Source organism: Comamonas sp. 23 (genome assembly GCF_049601575.1).
Taxonomy (GTDB): Bacteria; Pseudomonadota; Gammaproteobacteria; order Burkholderiales; family Burkholderiaceae_C; genus Comamonas; species Comamonas squillarum.
Window position 1 is genome coordinate 458,276 of the sequence record NZ_CP187127.1, and the last position, 16,363, is coordinate 474,638.

The 16,363-nt window shown below is 65.8% G+C and carries 18 protein-coding genes; 11 read left to right on the top strand and 7 right to left on the bottom strand.

Annotation, left to right across the window (positions count from 1 at the left end; genetic code table 11):
• The first annotated feature begins 94 nt into the window (after nucleotides 1-94).
• The 4 genes from ACPEE1_RS01850 (at nucleotide 95) to glcF (ending at nucleotide 4,100) form a co-directional block, all read left to right on the top strand.
• Nucleotides 95-556, top strand: coding sequence for an Lrp/AsnC family transcriptional regulator (locus tag ACPEE1_RS01850; RefSeq protein ID WP_027011371.1), 462 nt, complete (start codon nucleotides 95-97; stop codon nucleotides 554-556).
• Between the two features lie 75 nt (nucleotides 557-631).
• Entirely contained in the window at nucleotides 632-1,579 is a 948-nt protein-coding gene (locus ACPEE1_RS01855) for an SMP-30/gluconolactonase/LRE family protein (RefSeq protein ID WP_021028891.1), read from the top strand.
• A gap of 70 nt (nucleotides 1,580-1,649) precedes the next feature.
• Entirely contained in the window at nucleotides 1,650-2,801 is a 1,152-nt protein-coding gene (glcE, locus tag ACPEE1_RS01860; RefSeq protein WP_116927582.1) for a glycolate oxidase subunit GlcE, read from the top strand.
• A gap of 33 nt (nucleotides 2,802-2,834) precedes the next feature.
• Nucleotides 2,835-4,100, top strand: a complete 1,266-nt coding sequence (gene glcF / locus ACPEE1_RS01865; RefSeq protein ID WP_423935045.1) for a glycolate oxidase subunit GlcF — start codon at nucleotides 2,835-2,837, stop codon at nucleotides 4,098-4,100.
• A 20-nt stretch (nucleotides 4,101-4,120) separates the two neighbouring features.
• Here the strand turns inward: glcF and ACPEE1_RS01870 are convergent, their stop codons facing one another.
• Nucleotides 4,121-5,593, bottom strand: a complete 1,473-nt coding sequence (locus ACPEE1_RS01870; protein ID WP_116927580.1) for a gamma-glutamyltransferase family protein — start codon at nucleotides 5,591-5,593, stop codon at nucleotides 4,121-4,123.
• Between the two features lies 1 nt (nucleotide 5,594).
• A complete protein-coding gene (locus ACPEE1_RS01875; RefSeq protein WP_260718474.1) occupies nucleotides 5,595-7,133 on the bottom strand; it encodes a hypothetical protein in 1,539 nt (512 codons plus the stop codon).
• A gap of 347 nt (nucleotides 7,134-7,480) precedes the next feature.
• On the opposite strand from ACPEE1_RS01875, the gene ACPEE1_RS01880 reads away from it, so the two are divergent.
• Nucleotides 7,481-7,711, top strand: coding sequence for a hypothetical protein (locus tag ACPEE1_RS01880; protein ID WP_423935046.1), 231 nt, complete (start codon nucleotides 7,481-7,483; stop codon nucleotides 7,709-7,711).
• A 140-nt stretch (nucleotides 7,712-7,851) separates the two neighbouring features.
• Complete coding sequence (locus ACPEE1_RS01885) at nucleotides 7,852-8,505, top strand: GntR family transcriptional regulator (protein ID WP_021024713.1); 654 nt, start codon at nucleotides 7,852-7,854, stop codon at nucleotides 8,503-8,505.
• A gap of 9 nt (nucleotides 8,506-8,514) precedes the next feature.
• On the opposite strand, the gene ACPEE1_RS01890 is transcribed toward ACPEE1_RS01885, so the two are convergent.
• From ACPEE1_RS01890 to ACPEE1_RS01910, 5 genes are read right to left on the bottom strand one after another with little or no spacing between them, the layout of a single operon-like run.
• Nucleotides 8,515-9,441, bottom strand: a complete 927-nt coding sequence (locus tag ACPEE1_RS01890; protein WP_260718473.1) for an ornithine cyclodeaminase family protein — start codon at nucleotides 9,439-9,441, stop codon at nucleotides 8,515-8,517.
• Nucleotides 9,442-9,478: 37 nt separating this feature from the next.
• Nucleotides 9,479-10,225, bottom strand: coding sequence for a TSUP family transporter (locus ACPEE1_RS01895; protein ID WP_423935047.1), 747 nt, complete (start codon nucleotides 10,223-10,225; stop codon nucleotides 9,479-9,481).
• Nucleotides 10,222-10,512 (bottom strand): 2Fe-2S iron-sulfur cluster-binding protein, encoded by a 291-nt coding sequence (locus ACPEE1_RS01900; RefSeq protein WP_116927576.1) that lies wholly within the window; start codon nucleotides 10,510-10,512, stop codon nucleotides 10,222-10,224. Before ACPEE1_RS01900 ends, ACPEE1_RS01895 begins: the two co-directional genes overlap by 4 nt.
• A 9-nt stretch (nucleotides 10,513-10,521) precedes the next feature.
• The gene (locus ACPEE1_RS01905) at nucleotides 10,522-10,851 is read right to left on the bottom strand and encodes a ferredoxin (RefSeq protein WP_116927575.1); all 330 of its coding nucleotides are present in this window, start codon (nucleotides 10,849-10,851) and stop codon (nucleotides 10,522-10,524) included.
• A gap of 9 nt (nucleotides 10,852-10,860) precedes the next feature.
• Nucleotides 10,861-11,226 (bottom strand): 2Fe-2S iron-sulfur cluster-binding protein, encoded by a 366-nt coding sequence (locus ACPEE1_RS01910; RefSeq protein ID WP_116927574.1) that lies wholly within the window; start codon nucleotides 11,224-11,226, stop codon nucleotides 10,861-10,863.
• 301 nt (nucleotides 11,227-11,527) lie between these two features.
• On the opposite strand from ACPEE1_RS01910, the gene ACPEE1_RS01915 reads away from it, so the two are divergent.
• The 5 genes from ACPEE1_RS01915 (at nucleotide 11,528) to ACPEE1_RS01935 (ending at nucleotide 16,180) form a co-directional block, all read left to right on the top strand.
• Nucleotides 11,528-12,265 carry a TenA family transcriptional regulator gene (locus ACPEE1_RS01915; protein ID WP_423935048.1) on the top strand — a complete coding sequence of 246 codons (738 nt, stop codon included), beginning with the start codon at nucleotides 11,528-11,530 and terminating at the stop codon, nucleotides 12,263-12,265.
• A gap of 92 nt (nucleotides 12,266-12,357) precedes the next feature.
• Nucleotides 12,358-13,815: an aldehyde dehydrogenase family protein gene (locus tag ACPEE1_RS01920; RefSeq protein ID WP_116927573.1), complete on the top strand. Its 1,458-nt coding sequence runs from the start codon at nucleotides 12,358-12,360 to the stop codon at nucleotides 13,813-13,815.
• Between the two features lie 25 nt (nucleotides 13,816-13,840).
• The gene (locus ACPEE1_RS01925) at nucleotides 13,841-14,317 is read left to right on the top strand and encodes a GlcG/HbpS family heme-binding protein (RefSeq protein WP_116927572.1); all 477 of its coding nucleotides are present in this window, start codon (nucleotides 13,841-13,843) and stop codon (nucleotides 14,315-14,317) included.
• 37 nt (nucleotides 14,318-14,354) lie between these two features.
• Entirely contained in the window at nucleotides 14,355-15,389 is a 1,035-nt protein-coding gene (locus ACPEE1_RS01930; RefSeq protein WP_423935049.1) for a 2Fe-2S iron-sulfur cluster-binding protein, read from the top strand.
• Between the two features lie 11 nt (nucleotides 15,390-15,400).
• Nucleotides 15,401-16,180 carry an SDR family oxidoreductase gene (locus ACPEE1_RS01935; protein WP_423935050.1) on the top strand — a complete coding sequence of 260 codons (780 nt, stop codon included), beginning with the start codon at nucleotides 15,401-15,403 and terminating at the stop codon, nucleotides 16,178-16,180.
• The last annotated feature ends 183 nt before the right edge of the window (nucleotides 16,181-16,363 follow it).

Consider the following 16,363-nt stretch of genomic DNA (forward strand, 5'->3'; position numbering starts at 1 on the left):
ATTGTCCAGCCCGGGCCGGGGAATACAGTCGCAAAATTCGCCAGCTACTGCACAATATTGGAGTTCTATTCCAGAAAATAGGAAAAAAATGAAATTGGATTCTATTGACCGCAAACTGCTGGAGTTGCTGCAGGCCGATGCGGAGACCCAGGTGGCCGATCTGGCGGCCCAGGTCGGGCTGTCGGCCACGCCCTGCTGGCGCCGTATCCAGCGGCTCAAGGAGGCCGGGGTCATCAAGCGCCAGGTGGCGCTGGTGGACCGCGACAAGGTCAATGTGGGCGTGACGGTGTTTGTGGCGGTGCGCACCAGCACGCACAGCCAGGAGTGGTTTGAGCGCTTTCGTGCGGCAGTGGCGGCCATTGCCGAGGTGGTCGAGTTCTACCGCATGAGCGGAGAGGTGGACTACCTGCTGCGCGTGGTGGTGCCCGATATCGCCGCCTACGACAAGGTCTACAAGCGCCTGATCGCCGATACCCAGCTGCTCGATGTGTCGTCGAGCTTTGCGATGGAAGAGCTGAAGTTCACCACCGCCTTGCCGCTGTCCTATATTCCATAAGCCAGCCTCGCTGCAAGCCAGGTGGCACAGATAATGCTTAGGGTTTTCCATGCAATTCATTTCTAAAGGAACGCCATGATCTGGCATACCGTGGTCAGCCAGCCCTTTGCGTTGGGGGAGTCTCCTTTCTGGCAAGCCAGCGGTGGTGTTCTCTATGGCGTCGATGTCGCTGGCAAACAGCTGTGGCGCACGATGCCCGGATCGGGCTATATGGACCGCTGGGACATGCCCGCCGAGCCCGGCTGCATTGCGCCGGCCCGCAGCGGCGGCGCGTTGGACGGCTGGATCGTCGTGCTGCGCGACCGCATCTGCCGCGCCACCCACTGGGGCGGTACGCTGCACGACATCGCCCGCCTGCCGATAGACCCGGCCACCGAGCGCGGCAACGATGGCCGCTGCGATGCGCAGGGCCGCTTCTGGGTCGGCACCATCCACGAGCCCGCCAGCGGCCCGCGCCAACCGGTGGCCGCGCTCTACTGCATCGATGGGCTGACGGGCACCACGACGGTGCGCAAGGTGCAAGATGGCGTCTCCAACGCCAATGGCCTGGCCTGGTCGCCCGACCGGCGCACCATGTACTGGGCCGATACCCCCAGCCACACGATCAAGAAATTCGCCTGCGACGTGAGCGGCTATCCGCAAGGCGAGGGCGAAGTCTTCATGCGCTTTGATGCCAAGCCCGAGGGCTGGACCCCGGGCGAGCCCGGCTATGGCGGCCGGCCCGATGGTGCCGCTGTGGACGTTGAAGGCAACTACTGGTGCGCGATGTACGAGGGCGGGCGCGTGCTGCAGATCTCCCCGCAAGGCCGCATCCTCGCCAGCCACTACACGCCGGCGCTCTGCCCCACCATGCCCTGCTTTGGTGGCAGCGATGGCCGCACCTTGTACGTCACCTCCGCCCGCCACGGCCGCAGTCGCGACGAGCTCGCCCAGCTGCCGCTGTCGGGCTGCGTGTTTGCGATGCGCGTCGGTGTGGCCGGCCTGCCGACCCAGCCTTGGCGGGAAATCGGGCATGGGTTCTGAGAAGTCCTTCAAAGTCCCCCATCTAACTTGAGCGCCGCACGCCAGACGCAACTGCCGCTACCATGGGGCCATGGACCAAGCTGTGGCTGCCTCTCTTTCCCCCACCGTGCTCGACTGGCAGGAGCGCGTTCGATCGGCGCATGCCCACAAGACGCCGCTGCGCATCCGGGGCGGTGGCAGCAAGGATTTTTATGGTGCGCGCCTGGGCGGCGAGGTGTTCGACACCCGCAGCTACAGCGGCATCGTGAGCTACGAGCCCAGTGAGTTGGTCGTGACCGTGCGGGCCGGCACAGCGCTGGCGGCGCTGGAGGCGAGTCTGGCCGAATGCGGCCAATGCCTGGCCTTTGACCCGCCGCATTTTGGCCCGGAGGCCACCGTCGGCGGCATGGTGGCGGCCGGCCTGTCCGGCCCCTCGCGGGCGGCGGTGGGCGCGGTGCGTGACTACATCCTGGGCCTGGAGCTGATCAACGGCCAGGGTGAGCTGCTGCGCTTTGGCGGCCAGGTGATGAAGAACGTCGCGGGCTATGACGTGTCGCGGCTGATGGCCGGTGCCTGGGGCACCCTGGGCCTGCTCACCGACATCAGCCTCAAGGTGCTGCCGATGCAGCGCGCCCAAGCGACCCTGTACTACGAATGCACGGCGCAGCAGGCACTCGACAAGCTCTCGGCCTGGCGCGCCAAGCCGCTGCCCATCAATGCCAGCCTGTGGCAGCAATCGGGCGACGGTGAGCAAGGCCATCTGCTGGTGCGGCTGCGCGGCGCAGTGGCCGCTGTGCAGTCGGCCCTGGATGGCATGGGCGGCACCATGCTGGACCACGGCCAGGCCGATGCCGCCTGGCTGGCCTGCCGTGAGCAGCAGCTGCCCTGGTTCAGTGCCATGGACCCGAGCCACGCGCTGTGGCGCCTGTCGCTGCCGGCCACGACGCCGGTGTTGCCCTGCACCGAAGAAGGCCTACAGCCCTTGATGGAGTGGGGCGGCGCGCTGCGCTGGGTGCAAGCCCCCATGCAGCATGCCCAGGCCTTGCAGGCGCTGGCCACCAGTGTGGGCGGCAGCGCCGTGTGCTTCAGGCCCGGCCCGCAGGTGGGCCTGGTCGCATCCGATGATTTTGGTTTGACGCCTGCCTCGCCCGCACTGCGCCAGGTGCAGCAGCGGCTCAAGCATGCGTTTGACCCCCATGGCATTTTCAACCCCGGCCGCCTGGGCGACTGGGCGTTGAGCTAAGCGCATCTCCGCTAATCGAGGCACCCCTGCACCATGCAAACCCAATTAGCCCCCGAATTCAAAGACACCCCCGAAGGCCAGGAGGCCGAGGCCATTTTGCGCAAGTGCGTGCATTGCGGCTTTTGCACCGCGACCTGCCCCACCTACCAGCTGCTGGGCGATGAGCTCGATGGCCCGCGCGGCCGTATCTACCTGATCAAGCAGGTGCTCGAGGGCCAGGAGCCCACACGCAAGACCCAGACCCACCTGGACCGCTGCCTGACCTGCCGCAACTGCGAATCGACCTGCCCCAGCGGCGTGCAATACGGCAAGCTGCTCGATATCGGCCGCCATATCGTCGACCAGAAGGTCGAGCGCCCGACGGCCGAGCGCCTGCAGCGCTGGGCGCTGCGCAAGGGCATGGTCTCCAAGGCCTTTGGACCGGCGCTGGCGCTGGGGCGGCTGGCCCGCCCGGTGCTGCCTGCCGCGCTCAAGGCCAAGCTGGCGCGTGCGCCGCGTGCTGGCAAGTGGCCCACGCGCACGCATGCGCGCAAGGTGCTGATGCTGGCCGGTTGCGTGCAGCCGGTGATGCTGCCCAATATCAATGCCGCCGCTGCCCGGGTGCTCGATGCCGTGGGCATCCAGACCTTGATTACCCCAGCCGCCGCCTGCTGCGGCGCGGTGCAGCAACATCTGAGCGACCCGCAGGGCGCGCTGGCGCAGGCACGCGCCAATATCGATGCCTGGTGGCCCCATGTGGAGAGCCAGCAGGTCGAGGCCATTGTGACAACGGCTTCTGGCTGTGGCGTGATGGTCAAGGACTACGGCCACCTGCTGCGCCATGACCCGGCCTATGCCGCGCGCGCCGCTGCCATTAGCGCATTGGCGCGTGACCTTTGCGAGCTGCTGCCCGACATGCTGCCCGAGCTGGAGCAGCGCCTGCAGGGCCAGCTGAACTTGCCTGAAGCCCCCCTGGCCTACCACCCGCCCTGCACCTTGCAGCATGGCCAAAAGCTGCGCGGCGGGGTGGAGACGAGCCTGCGTCGCCTGGGCTTTGACATCCGCGTCTCGCGGGTGGAATCGCACCTGTGCTGCGGCTCGGCCGGCACCTATTCGCTGCTGCAGCCCGAGATTGCGCACCAGCTGCGCGACCGCAAGATCGGCACCTTGAACCAGGCCTGCAGCGATGCGCCGCCCGCCGCGATTCTGTCGGCCAACATCGGCTGCATCTCGCACCTGCAATCGGGCACCGATGTGCCGGTGCGCCACTGGATCGAGGTGGTGGACGAGGCGCTGGCGCCGCAAAAGCCCCAGCGCTGATGGATGGCGGCTGCTAGCGCTTAGACGGCCAGCGCCAGGCCGTCCTTGCGTTGGTCGGAGGCGCCGCACAGCTGTCCATCAGCCAGGCGCCAGATGCACTGCGCGCCGCCAAAGTCGCTGCGCCCCCCCAGCTCGCCTTCGCCGCTGGGCTCGCGGTAGCCCTGGGCCCGCAGCGCGGCGGTGATCGCGGGCGGCATGCCCGCCTCCACCGCCAACACCCGGCCGCCTTCCAGGCGCCAGCGCGGCTGGTTCAACGCGGGCTGCGGTGCCTCGCCGCCCGCCAGCAGGCGGCACAGCAGCTGCACCTGGCCTTGGGGTTGCATGGCGCCGCCCACCACGCCAAACACGCCGAGGAATTGGCCATTGCGTGTGGCAGCTCCCGGCACCACCGTGTGATAGGGGCGCTTGCCGGGCGCCGGCCCATTGATATGGCCGGGTTGCGAAAAGCCATGGCCCCGGTTCTGCAGCACAAAGCCGCCTTCGGCCACACCAATGCCCGAGCCAAAGCGCTTGAACACGCTGCTCATCAGGCTGATGGCCAGGCCATCGCCATCGACCACGGTGGTGCAGACGGTGTTACCGGCCGGGTCGGCCACGGTCTGCTGGGCATGGGCCATCGCTGCCTCCATCGCCTGCACCAGCGCGACCTGGGTGGCAGCGCTGGCCATGTCGATGGCCTGGTCCTGCATGGCAGCCAGCGCATGCAGCACCGCCACACCGTGGGTATTGGGTGGGCATTCATGGATGGTGGCGCCGCGAAACGAGGTGCTCACTGGGGTGCAGAAGTTGCCCTGGTGGGCGCTGAAATCCGCAGCGGCCAACACGCCGCCCGCTGCCTGCACCGCAGCGGCGCAAGCGGTGGGGATGGCACCCGCATAAAAGGCCTGCGGCCCCTGCGCAGCGACGGCCTGCAGCAAGCGGGCCAGCGCCGGGTTGTCAAAGCGCTCGCCAGCGCGGGGCGGGGCATCGGCGCGGTAGAGGGCGGCGCTGGCGGCATCGCGGGCAATCACCGGCTGGAACAGCGCCCATTCACGGGCAGCAACGGGGGCCACCGCAAAGCCCTGGCTGGCGGCCTGCACGGCGGCATCGAACAGCTGCGCCCAGGGGCGTTTGCCAAAACGCTGGTGCAGATCCCACCAGCCTTGCACCACGCCGGGCGTGGTGACGGACAGCGGATGGCGCTCGGGGATGCGGCACTGGGGCAGGGCCTCGACCAGGGCCGCCGTCAAAGCTTGGGGCGCACGCCCGGTGCCGTTATAAGCCAGCGGCGCCTGGCCGGACGGCACCAGCATCGCCAGCAGGTCGCCGCCCACGCCGGTGGCCATGGGCTCGACAACGCCCAGCACCGCATCGGCGGCAATCGCGGCATCGACCGCTGAGCCGCCTTGCTGCAGCTGGGCCTGCGCGGCCGCTGCGGCCAGCGGGTGGCCGGTGGCCAGCATCGCGCCCCGGCCCAGCACGCCGGGCGCGCCTTGGTGGTGCAGCTGTGCCATCTCAGCCGCCCCAGAGCGCCACGGCGGTGAAGACTGCGGCCAGCAAGCCCAGCACCACCGGTATCAGCAGCGCCCGGGCCAGCTCCAGCACATTCACGCGGGCAAAGCCTGCCACCGCAATCAGCGAGGACCAGGCGATCAAGGTGCCGCCACCCGTCCAGACCGCGCCCATCTGGCCCAGCGCGGCCAGGGCCGACACATCCATGCCCGAGGCCGGGCCCAGTGCTCCGGCGATGGTGCCGGTCAGCGGCAGGCCGGAGAAGCCCGAGCCGTCGATGCCGGTGATCATGCCCATGATGAGGACCCCCAGCGAGACCAGCAGCTGGCTGTCGGGGATCAGGTGCTGGCCGGCTTGCACCAGCTCGAACAGCAGGCTCGGCGGCGTGGTGCCCGGTGCAATACCCAGGATGGCACCAGCCGTCTCGCCCGAGCCGATGAAGAAGAAGCCGGCAATCGGCAGCACCGAGCCCATGGCCTTGAACGCAAACACAAAGCCATCGGTGATGTGGTCAGCTGCGCCGTCGAGCATCTTGCGAAAGCCCCGGGCGGCGGTGGTGGCCCAGATCATCAGCAGCGCAGCGACGCCGCCGATCAGCATGGCCGCATCGCCACCCTTGAGCTCGGGCACCGCGCTGGTGAACTTGGGCGCGACCATCACCAAAATCACCAGCAAGAATGCCAGCGGCGTGACAACGGCAAACAGCTTGGAGGCCGAGGCCAGCGGCTGGGTCTTGCGCAGCTCGGCTTCCAGCTCCGAGTTGGTGCCCAGGTCGCCGTCGTGGGCGGTGCCCTTGGCGATCTCGGCCTTGTCGTAGGGCCCTGCCCCTTCCATCTGCGCGTCGATGCCGGCGGGGTTGAGCTCCCAGCGCTCCAGCAGCGCGTTGTCGCTGGGCACGATGAGCTTGCGCACCTTGAAGTACGACAGGAACAGCGCAATCATGCCCACCACCCAGGACAGCAGCAAGGCCTTGTCGCCCACCGCCACCGCACTGATGCCGCCAGCAGCCTTGGCGCTGATCCCTGGCGCCACGCCAATCACATAGTCCGACGACAGCGCCATGCCCTGGCCGGCAATCGCAATGGCCATCGCCCCTGCGATGGGCGGCAGGCCCGCTGCAATCGCTGCCGGCAGCAGCACGGCCGCGACCAGGGGTACCGCAGGGGTGGGCCAGAAGAACAGCGAGATCAGGTAGGTGACCAGCGCCAGGATGAAATAGGCGATGTGTCCATTTTTCATCACCGCACGGAAGGGCTTGACCATGCGGATGTCCGAGCCCAGGTCCTTGAGCGCGTTGAGCAAGGCTGTCATCAGCGCAATGATCAGAAAGATGTTGAACAGCTCCTTGGCCGCCACCATGCTGGCACCAAATATGCTTCCAATCCCGGTGATGAAGCTGCCGCTCCAGGCGAAGGCGACGACGACGGTGGCCAGTATCGATGGCACCACCACATTGGCACGGAAGGCCATGGTCACAATGATGACCAGCACCCCGGCGAGGTAGGCCCAGTGCGCAGGGCCTATAGAGACTGACGGATCCATCGCGGCTACTCCTTGGTATGTTTAAACAGCCAATTTGTATACTAAATACAATGATGCGAAAAATCATCAGGGAATACCAGAAATATTGCATTGCAACATGCGATGAACCCGGGTTAAATGTGGAAAAAAGCTGTTTTCGTATACAAAAATGTAAATGTCAGGGCACATTTGTGCGATGAAGGCTTTTGCATGCCTGGCGCTATGGCGGTGTCAGAGTCTTGTTTTTTAGGGGATTTGCGAGACGGATCAAAGGCTTGGATAGTGCAGGGTTATGGACCCAGATCAAGGACACGGATTTGTACACTGGATACACTAGGGTTATTACTAGGTTATCCAGGAGCTATTCCATGAAGAACATTGCTTCCCCCTCTGTGGTTTCCCAGCAAGACGATCTGCTGGTACTGCGTGAGCCCCGCCAAGCCTTGCTGCCGGCATCACTGGGCTGGTTGTCGGCGGTGGAAAACGCCTTTGTGCGCTGGCAGGCCAAGCGCCTGGCCGAGCTGGAGCCGGGGCGTCTGTGGGCCCAGGCACTGCAAGATACGCGCTCATTGGCCGAGATCCGCCGCGCCCGGCGCTGAGCGCAGATTTCTGTATACAAGGCAAGGCAAAGACGCTGCAAACCCTGGCTGGGCATGTAAACTGGGCGCGACCCTGAGCGGCGCATTGCAGCCAATGCGCTGGCCCTGGGGCTTGCAACGTACCCAACGGACCGACTTTCATGCCCATTGCCAACGGAGACAAAAAACCTGGACTCAACCACTCGCCGCTGACCCAGCAGCTGGTGGAGGCCTTGCGCGAGAAGATCATGTCGGGCGAGCTGGCCTCGGGCGAGCGGCTGGTGGAAGAGCGTCTGTCCGAGGAGTTTTCCGTCTCGCGCATGCCCGTGCGTGAGGCCTTGCGCCAGCTGGCGGCCAGCGGCCTGGTGATCATCGAGCCCCGGCGCGGTGCCTCGGTTGCCAAGTTCCATGGCGATCTGCTGCGCGAGCTGGTCGAAGTGCGCGCCACCCTGGAGGCGCTCAACGCACGCCTGGCTGCCAAGCGCCATGACCCCGAGCAGATTGCCGCGCTGGAGGCCTTGCTGGCCGAAGGCACCAAGAACGCCCATTCCGGCGATGGCGATGTGCTGGCTGTGCTGAACCAGAAGTTCCACCTGGCGCTGGGCAAGATTGCCGCCAACTCGGTGCTGCAAGAGGTGATGCTGTCCTTGCGCGACCGCACCGAGGTGCTGTTTGCGCCGCGCAGCCAGGCGCGTGCGCCGCAGAACTGGGAAGAGCATGCCGCCATCCTGCGCGCCGTGATCAAGGGCGATCCCGAGCTGGCCGGCCTGCTGGCCGCGCGCCATATCTACAACGCGGCCGGCATCGAGCCCTGAGTTTCCCGTTTACGATTGGCTGGCCAGGTAGTTCTGGTAGGCCACGCCAGCCAGCGCAATATCTTCCAAACCCACGCCCACGGCCTTGTACAGCCGGAGGCCCGGCTGCGCGCTGACGGCATGGCGGCCGCTGACGATATCACCCAGCTCCACCAGTTTGTCTGCGAGCGACAGACCCGGGTCGGCCAGCACCAGGTCGCCTGCTTCGCTCGTTGCCTGCTTTTTCCATTCCACCGCAATCAGCTGCGCGCGCGCCAGCAAGGCATCGTCGAGCTCGCGGGTGTGGGGCAGGCTGGAGCCAATGGCGGCGACCAGCGCATGGGGGGCGACATGCGCGCCGTTGAACAGCGGCTCTTTGGCCCGTGAGGCGGTGACGATGATGTCGGCCTCGCCCACGCCCTGGGTGTGCGCCACGCGGCGGATCTGCGCCTCGGGCAAACCGGTGAGCTGCGCCAGGCGTGCTTCCAGGCCGCTGGGCGCATAGGGGTCAAACACATCGATGCGCTGCAGCCCGAAGTGCTGCACCATCTGCTGCGCATGGGCGAGGCCCTGCACGCCAGCGCCGCACAAAAACAGATGGCGCGCGTTGGCGGGCGCCAGGTGCTGGGCCACCAGCACCGTGGTGGCGGCGGTGCGCAGGCGCGTGATCGCATTGGCATCCAAGGTGGCCAGCGGCGCGCCAGTCTCGGTGGAAAACAGCAGGATGACAAAGTTGAACTGGCCGGCAATGGTGGTGTAGACCTTGGCGCCGGTCACCCCTTGCGCGGGGATGACGGCCCCCAGCGTGGACAGCTTGACGCCCCCGGCATCGGTGCGCTCGCGCGCTTGCATCGCTGCCTCGCCCGCCCCAAAGGCGGCAAAGGCGCGGTGCATGGCCTGCAGGGCTTGGTCGGTGGACACCAGGGTGTCCACCATGGCATCGGTGATGTGCAGCATGGTGTGTGTGGGGTGATGGGTTGGTGGGGGAATGCGCTCAGAGCCAGACGCGCAGCAGGATGATGCAGGCGCTGACGGCGGCGGTGCCCAGCAGCCAGCGGCGGATGGTGGCCTTGGAGATATGGCGGGCCAGGCGGTTGGAGGCGAGAAAACCGCCCAGCATCCAGGGCAGCAGCACGAGGCTGAGCAGCCACTGGCCACTGCCCATGCGGCCGACCCAGGCCAGCGCGCTGAGCGAGACGATGGTGCCGGCAAAAAAGACCACGCCCAGCGTCGAGCGCATCGTCGCCGGTGCCAGGTGCTGCATCGCAATCGCAAACGGCGGGCCGCCGGCGGCGGTGATCGTGCCCATGATGCCGCTGGCCACACCGGCAATCGACAGGTTGGTGGTGCTGGGCTGCACGCGCCAGCCCATGGTGCTGAGGCAGACGGCTGCCAGGATCAGCACCGCAAACAGAATGGACAGCGCATGGGTGCTGAACAGCACCAGCAGGCCGGTAGCCGCAAAGGTGCCGATGACGCGGCCCACCAAGGTGGCGGCAGCGACCTGGCGGTTGAGCGCCTCGCGCTCGCGCAGATAGGCCAGCAAGGCCAGCGGCGCGCCCACGGCCAGCAGGGGGCCGGGCACCAGCTCGGGGAAAAAGATCGCCGCCAGCGGCGCGCAGAACATCGCATAGCCCAGGCCGCCCACGCCCTGCATCGCAGCGCCCGCGAGCACCATCAGCCCCATGGCCAGGTAGCGGCCCCAGGAGAGCTGCTCGGCCATCGCCGTCCAGGCACTCATGCGGGTCGCACCCAGCTGACCTTGATGTCGCCGTTGACAAAGGTCTGGCAGGCCAGGCGGTGGCCGGCGGCAAACTCTTCGTCGCTGAAATGCTTGCGCTCCTTGGCCTTGATGGCATCGGTGTGGGCCAGTCCTTCCTCGATGCGGCATTTACAGGTGCCGCACAGGCCCCCGCCGCATTTGAAGGGGATGCCGCCTTTCTCGCGCAGCGACACGCGCAGCAGGTTGCTGTTTTCCGGGGCTTCGACGGTCTTGTTGTCGTTGCTGACAAAGGTGATGGTGGGCATACGGGGCAATCAGGCAGCGGATGGGGTGGCTGGCGGGGCGGTGAGGGGTGCCGGGGTCAGGGTGGCATCGAGCGCGCCGAACTGGCACAGGTGCTGCAGCTCGCTACGCGCTTGCTCCAGCGAGTCAAAGCGCTCCAGAAACTTGGATGGCACCTGGTTGGTGGTGCCGCCGGGGCCATCCTCGATCACCTGGACCTTGGTCTCGCGCAGCAACTCGCCCACGGCAAAGTGGGCCAGCAGGCGGCCGCAAAAGTGGTAGTCCCAGGCTTCGAGCAGGCTGATGTCGGCATTGGCCTGCGTGCGGTACTGGCCGGGCTTGCTGGTCAAGATCACAAACATGGGCGCTCCTCAGGCTGCAGGGGTGGCGGGCGCTGTGCCTACGGGCTGGGTGGCGCTGGCGGCGCCGGCGTTGGTGGCCGGCAGCGGCACTTGTTCCAGCTCCAGGTCCTGCTCGGGCCAGAGCTGGCAGACCAGGCGAAAGCCCTGGTCCAGGTGCGCGCCCAGCTGCTTCTTTTCTTTCCAGTTCGGCGCCGGCAGGTGCTCAGCCCCCGCCAGCACCTTGCAGGCGCAGGTGGCGCACTTGCCCATGCCGCACTGGTAGGCCAGGTGGGGATAGGGGAACTGCTTGATCCCCGCGCGCACCACCAGGTTGGCGCCGGTCTTGACCTCGCCTTGGAAGGTCTGGCCGTTCTTGTGAAAGGTGATCTGGGGCATGGGCTTCTCCGCATTGCAATTACGTATACTGTATACAAACGGTTTTTGTTGATGTATTAGGGATAACGTGATGCAGGGGGAATTTGGTACTGGCTGCAGCACTCGTAAATGAATGAGTATCAAAGGCTTATAACTATGAGGTGACGGTGCTGGCCTCTGAACTTTGCAGCGAATGGGGGTAAGTACTGAGGGTTGATGGGTGTGAAAACATTGACCATGTTTTCTGTATACAGTATTCTAACTTCGTCGCTTGGATCGGTTTGACTTGGGCGACGACCCCAACATTTCAGAGGAACCCGCCATGACCAGCATATTGATGAACCGCGACGAATTCCGCGCTGCGCTTGAAAATGCCATCAAGGGCAAGAGCGCCAACAAGGCTCCTTTCAGCGTGGCCTGGGCCACAGGCCGCCTGAGCCGTGAGCACCTGGCGCGCTGGGCCGAGAACCACTACCACTATGTAGGCCCGTTTGCCGACTACCTGGGCTATCTGTATGCCCGCACGCCAGACCATATGACAGAGGCCAAGGACTTTCTGCTGGCCAATATGTATGAGGAGGAGATTGGTGGCGACCGCCACACCGATCTGCTGATCCGCTTTGCCGAAGCCTGCGGCACGACGCGCGAGCGCGTCGTGGACCCCAACAATATGTCGCCCACCACACGCGGCCTGCAGTCCTGGTGCTATGCGATTGCGATGCGCGAAGACCCGGTGGTCGCGGTGGCCGGCCTGGTCGTGGGCCTGGAGTCGCAGGTGCCGTCGATCTACCGCAAGCAGACGCCCACCTTGCGTGACAAGTACGGCTTTACCGATGAAGAGGTCGAGTTCTTTGACCTGCACATCGTCTCTGACGAAATCCATGGCGAGCGCGGCTACCAGATCGTGCTCGAGCACGCCAACACGCCCGAGCTGCAAGCCAAATGCCTGCGCATCTGCGAGATCGGTGCCCAGATGCGCCTGCTCTACACCACGGCGCTCTACCACGACTATGTCGCCAAGGACCTGCAAATCTCGCAGGAAGAGCTGCTGGCCGCCTGAGCCTGGCGGCACCCCTTTGCCCCGCGCAGCGGCGCGCCCCTGGCGGCCGCCGCTGTGACCGACCTCCCTCACCCCTCCAAGACCTCCCGACCATGGCCGACACCGTGCAAACGTTTCTGAACTATATCGACGGCGCCTGGGTGCCCTGCCTGCTGGGCAGCACCTTTGACAACCTCAACCCCGCCGATACCCGCGATGTGGTGGGGCGTTTTCAGGCCTCGGGCCCGGCTGACGCCGAGGCGGCGGTGCAGGCCGCGCAAAAGGCCTTTGACGGCTGGCGCAAGCTGGCCATTGGCAAGCGCGCCAAGATCCTCAACGATGCGGCCAGCTACCTGGAGCAGAACGTGGAGCAGTTTGCCCAGGAACTGACGCGCGAGGAGGGCAAGCAGCTGAGCCAGGCGCGCGACGAGTTTCTGCGCAGCGCACAAACCTTTCGTTTTTATGCCACCGAAGGCCAGACCCTGGGCGGCGAGACCTACCCGCAGGACGATGCCAACATGCATGTGTTCAGCCACCGCGAGCCGCTGGGCGTGGTGACGGTGATCTCGCCCTGGAACTTCCCCGCGTCCATCCCGGCGCGCAAGCTGGCGCCGGCGCTGATCACCGGCAACACGGTGGTGTTCAAGCCCTCGTCGGATGCACCGCTCTCGGGTCTGCGCCTGGTTGAGGCGCTGGAGCAGGCGGGTGTACCGCCAGGCGTGGTCAACTGCGTCACCGGCCGCGCTGGCGAGGTGGGGCCGGTGATCACCAATTCGCAGGCCATCCGCGCGATCTCGTTCACCGGCTCGACGACGGCCGGCACCCAGATCCACCGCACCGTGCACCTGTCCACCCGCTTGCAGATGGAGCTGGGCGGCAAGAACCCACTGATCGTGATGGAGGACGCCGACCTCAACCTGGCGGTGGACCTGGCGATCAAGGGCGGCTTCTCGCTCACCGGCCAGGCCTGCACCGGCACCAGCCGCATCTTGGTGGTGCCCAGCGTCAAGGCGGCCTTTACCGACAAGCTGCTCACGCGCGTGTCCCAGCTCAAGATCGGCAACGGCATGGCGCCGGGCATGGACCTGGGCCCCTTGGCGACGGAAAAGCAGCTGCAGACCGTGCAGCGCTACATCGACATCGGCAAGAGCGAGGCACGCTGGCTCTGCGGCGGCGAGCGGCTCACCGGCGGCGAGTTCGACCATGGCTACTACCTGTCGCCCGCAGTGTTCACCGATGTGAAGAACAGCATGCGCATTGCGCAGGAGGAGATCTTCGGCCCGGTGCTGGCGATCATCGAAGTCGCCGACTTTGACGACGCGCTGCGCCAGGCCAACGACTCGCAGTACGGCCTGTCGGCCAGCATCGTCACGATGAACCCGCGCTACATGCATGTGTTCACCAACGAGATCCAGGCGGGCACCGTCAAGATCAACCGCACGACCACCGGCAACCTGGTCAATGCGCCCTTTGGCGGGCTGAAGAACTCCAGCACCTCCACCTTCCGCGAGTCCGGCCGCGCCGGCCTGGAATTTTTTACCCAGATCAAGACCGTCTACCGCGGTATCTGAACCCCTGACTGCAAGAGGAAACACGATGAAAAGCGCACTGAAACTGGAACTGGCAGAAGCCCGTGTGATGTCGCTGGCCGCGCTGGCCAAGGCCAAGGAAATTGGCGTGACCGAGACGGTCTGCATCACCGACGAAGGCGGCTTTCCGCTGGTGCTCGAGCGCATGGATGGCGCCCGCGTCACCGGCCCGCAGATCGCCTGGAACAAGGCCTTCACGGCAGCGGGACACAAGCGCTCCACGCACCTGTTCAACACCTTGCCCAACGGGCCGGCGTTGCCGGGCAACGAGGCCTTTGGCATCCAGTGGAGCTTTGAGGGCAAGTTTGCGGTCTTCGTTGGCGGCTACCCCATCGTCGTCAACGGCGAGGTGATTGGCGGCGTGGGCCTGTCGGGCGGCAATGGCGAGCAGGACACCGCCTGTGGCGTGGCTGCCTTGCAGGCGCTGAAAGACCACCTGGGCGCCACCGCCGATGTGCTGGTGCAGGCCGATATCAAGAAATAAGCACCAACCTACCAGCGCATAGCGCACGAGGTCTGCGATGAACTACCGCGTACAGTGGCTGCAGACGCAGCAATCGTTTGACGTGGGTGCCGATGAATCGGTGCTTGACGCCGCCACGCGCCAGGGCGTGGCGCTGCCCCATGACTGCACCTTTGGCGGCTGTGGCAGCTGCCGCATGAAGGTCGAAGAGGGCGAGTTTGCCTATGCCGACGGCGAGCTGCCGCTGGCCATGGGTGAAGAGGAGCATGCCCAGGGCTATGCGCTGGCCTGCCAGGTCCGGGCGCAGTCCGATCTGGTCATCAGCATCGCGACCGGGCCGGACAGCTCCGCGCCCACCCGCGTGCAGGCCACCGTGGCCGAGCTGCGCATGCACACGCCCAATATCTACCACCTGGCGCTCGACCTGCCCGAGGACCATGGCCTGCGCTATGTGCCCGGCCAGTACCTGAACATCTGCCTGCCCGGTGGCGCGTACCGCAGCTTCTCGATGGCCACGCCGCCGCAGGGCCGGCGCGTCAGCCTGCAGATCCGCAGGATTGCCGGCGGGCGCTTTACCGATGGCCTGCTGGCGACGATGGCAGTGGGCGATGTGCTGGAGGTGGAACTGCCCCACGGCAGCTTTTACTACCGCGCGCAGGACTACCAGCCGATGGTGTTTGCCGCCACCGGCACCGGCTTTGCGCCGATCAAGGCGATTCTTGAATCGCTGCTGGGCGATGCCGACTGCCCGCCGATCCACTTCTACTGGGGCATGCGCAGTGAGGCCGATCTGTATTTGCTTGATGAGATCGCGGCCTGGGCCGGGCAGCTCTATGAGTTCACTTTTGTGCCGGTGCTCTCGCGCCCGTCCGATCGCTGGACCGGCCGGCGTGGCTATGTGCAGGACGCCATTGCCGAGGACTTCGAGGACCTGTCCGAGCATTCGATCTATCTGTGCGGATCGCCCTCTATGATTGCCGATGCGAAGGCGCTGATGGCGCTGTCGGGCGCGGCGCTGGACAAGATCTACAGCGACAGCTTCATCTTCCAGAACGAAGCGGCCGCCGTGGCCGAGTTGAGCGAACAAAGCTGAGGAACCACACCATGGATCTGGGATTAACGGGCAAGGCCGCGCTGGTCTGGGGCGGCAGCAAGGGCATGGGCTATGCCGCCGCGCGCCAGCTGGCGCTGGAAGGCGTCGATGTGGTGATCGCCGCGCGCACCGAAAGCAGCTTGCAGGCAGCAGCGCAGGCTTTGACTGCCGAATGTGGCCGCACGGTGCGCTATGTGGTGGCTGACATCACCAAGAAGGCGGGCCGCGAAGCGGCATTGGCTGCCTGCCCGCAGCCGGACATTCTGGTCAACAACTCGGACGGCTACCCGCCCGGTGACTTCCGGGAATGGACGGACGAGACCTGGCACGAGGCGCTGGACATGATGATGGTCGGCCCCATCGACATGATGCGCCGCGTGGTCGATGGCATGCAGCAGCGCGGCTATGGGCGCATCATCAATATCGTCTCGCGCAGCGTCAAGGCGGCGCATGCCGAGCTGGGCCTGTCCAACGGCGCGCGTTCGGGACTGGTCGGCTTTGTCGCGGGCCTGGCTCGCCAGACGGTGCGCCACAACGTCACCATCAACAATGTGCTGCCCGGCGCGTTCGACACCGATGCCCAGGCTCGCCACATCCACAAGCTCGCCCAGCAAAGCGGCCGCTCGCCGGCCCAGGTGCGTCAAAGCCGCGAGGCCGCCAACCCCGCAGGCCGCTTTGGCCAGCCCGAAGAAGTCGGCGCGCTGATCGCCTACCTGGCATCGCAGCACACCGGCTATGTGACCGGGCAGAGCTGGCTGATCGACGGGGGCGAGTATCCGGGCACTTATTGACAAAGGACAAAGCCGGGGCTGCTGGGTGGCCTGGCTGCGCGATGCAAGCGCGCAACTGGCCTTGTCTGCGTCCGTTCTAAAGCCCTGCTGCGGTGTGCAGCTGCTTACCGGGCGATGGGCTTGATTCGTTATACTTGCAGTCTTGCCTTGGGTGATCCAGGGCGTTTTGCTTTTTACCGGTGC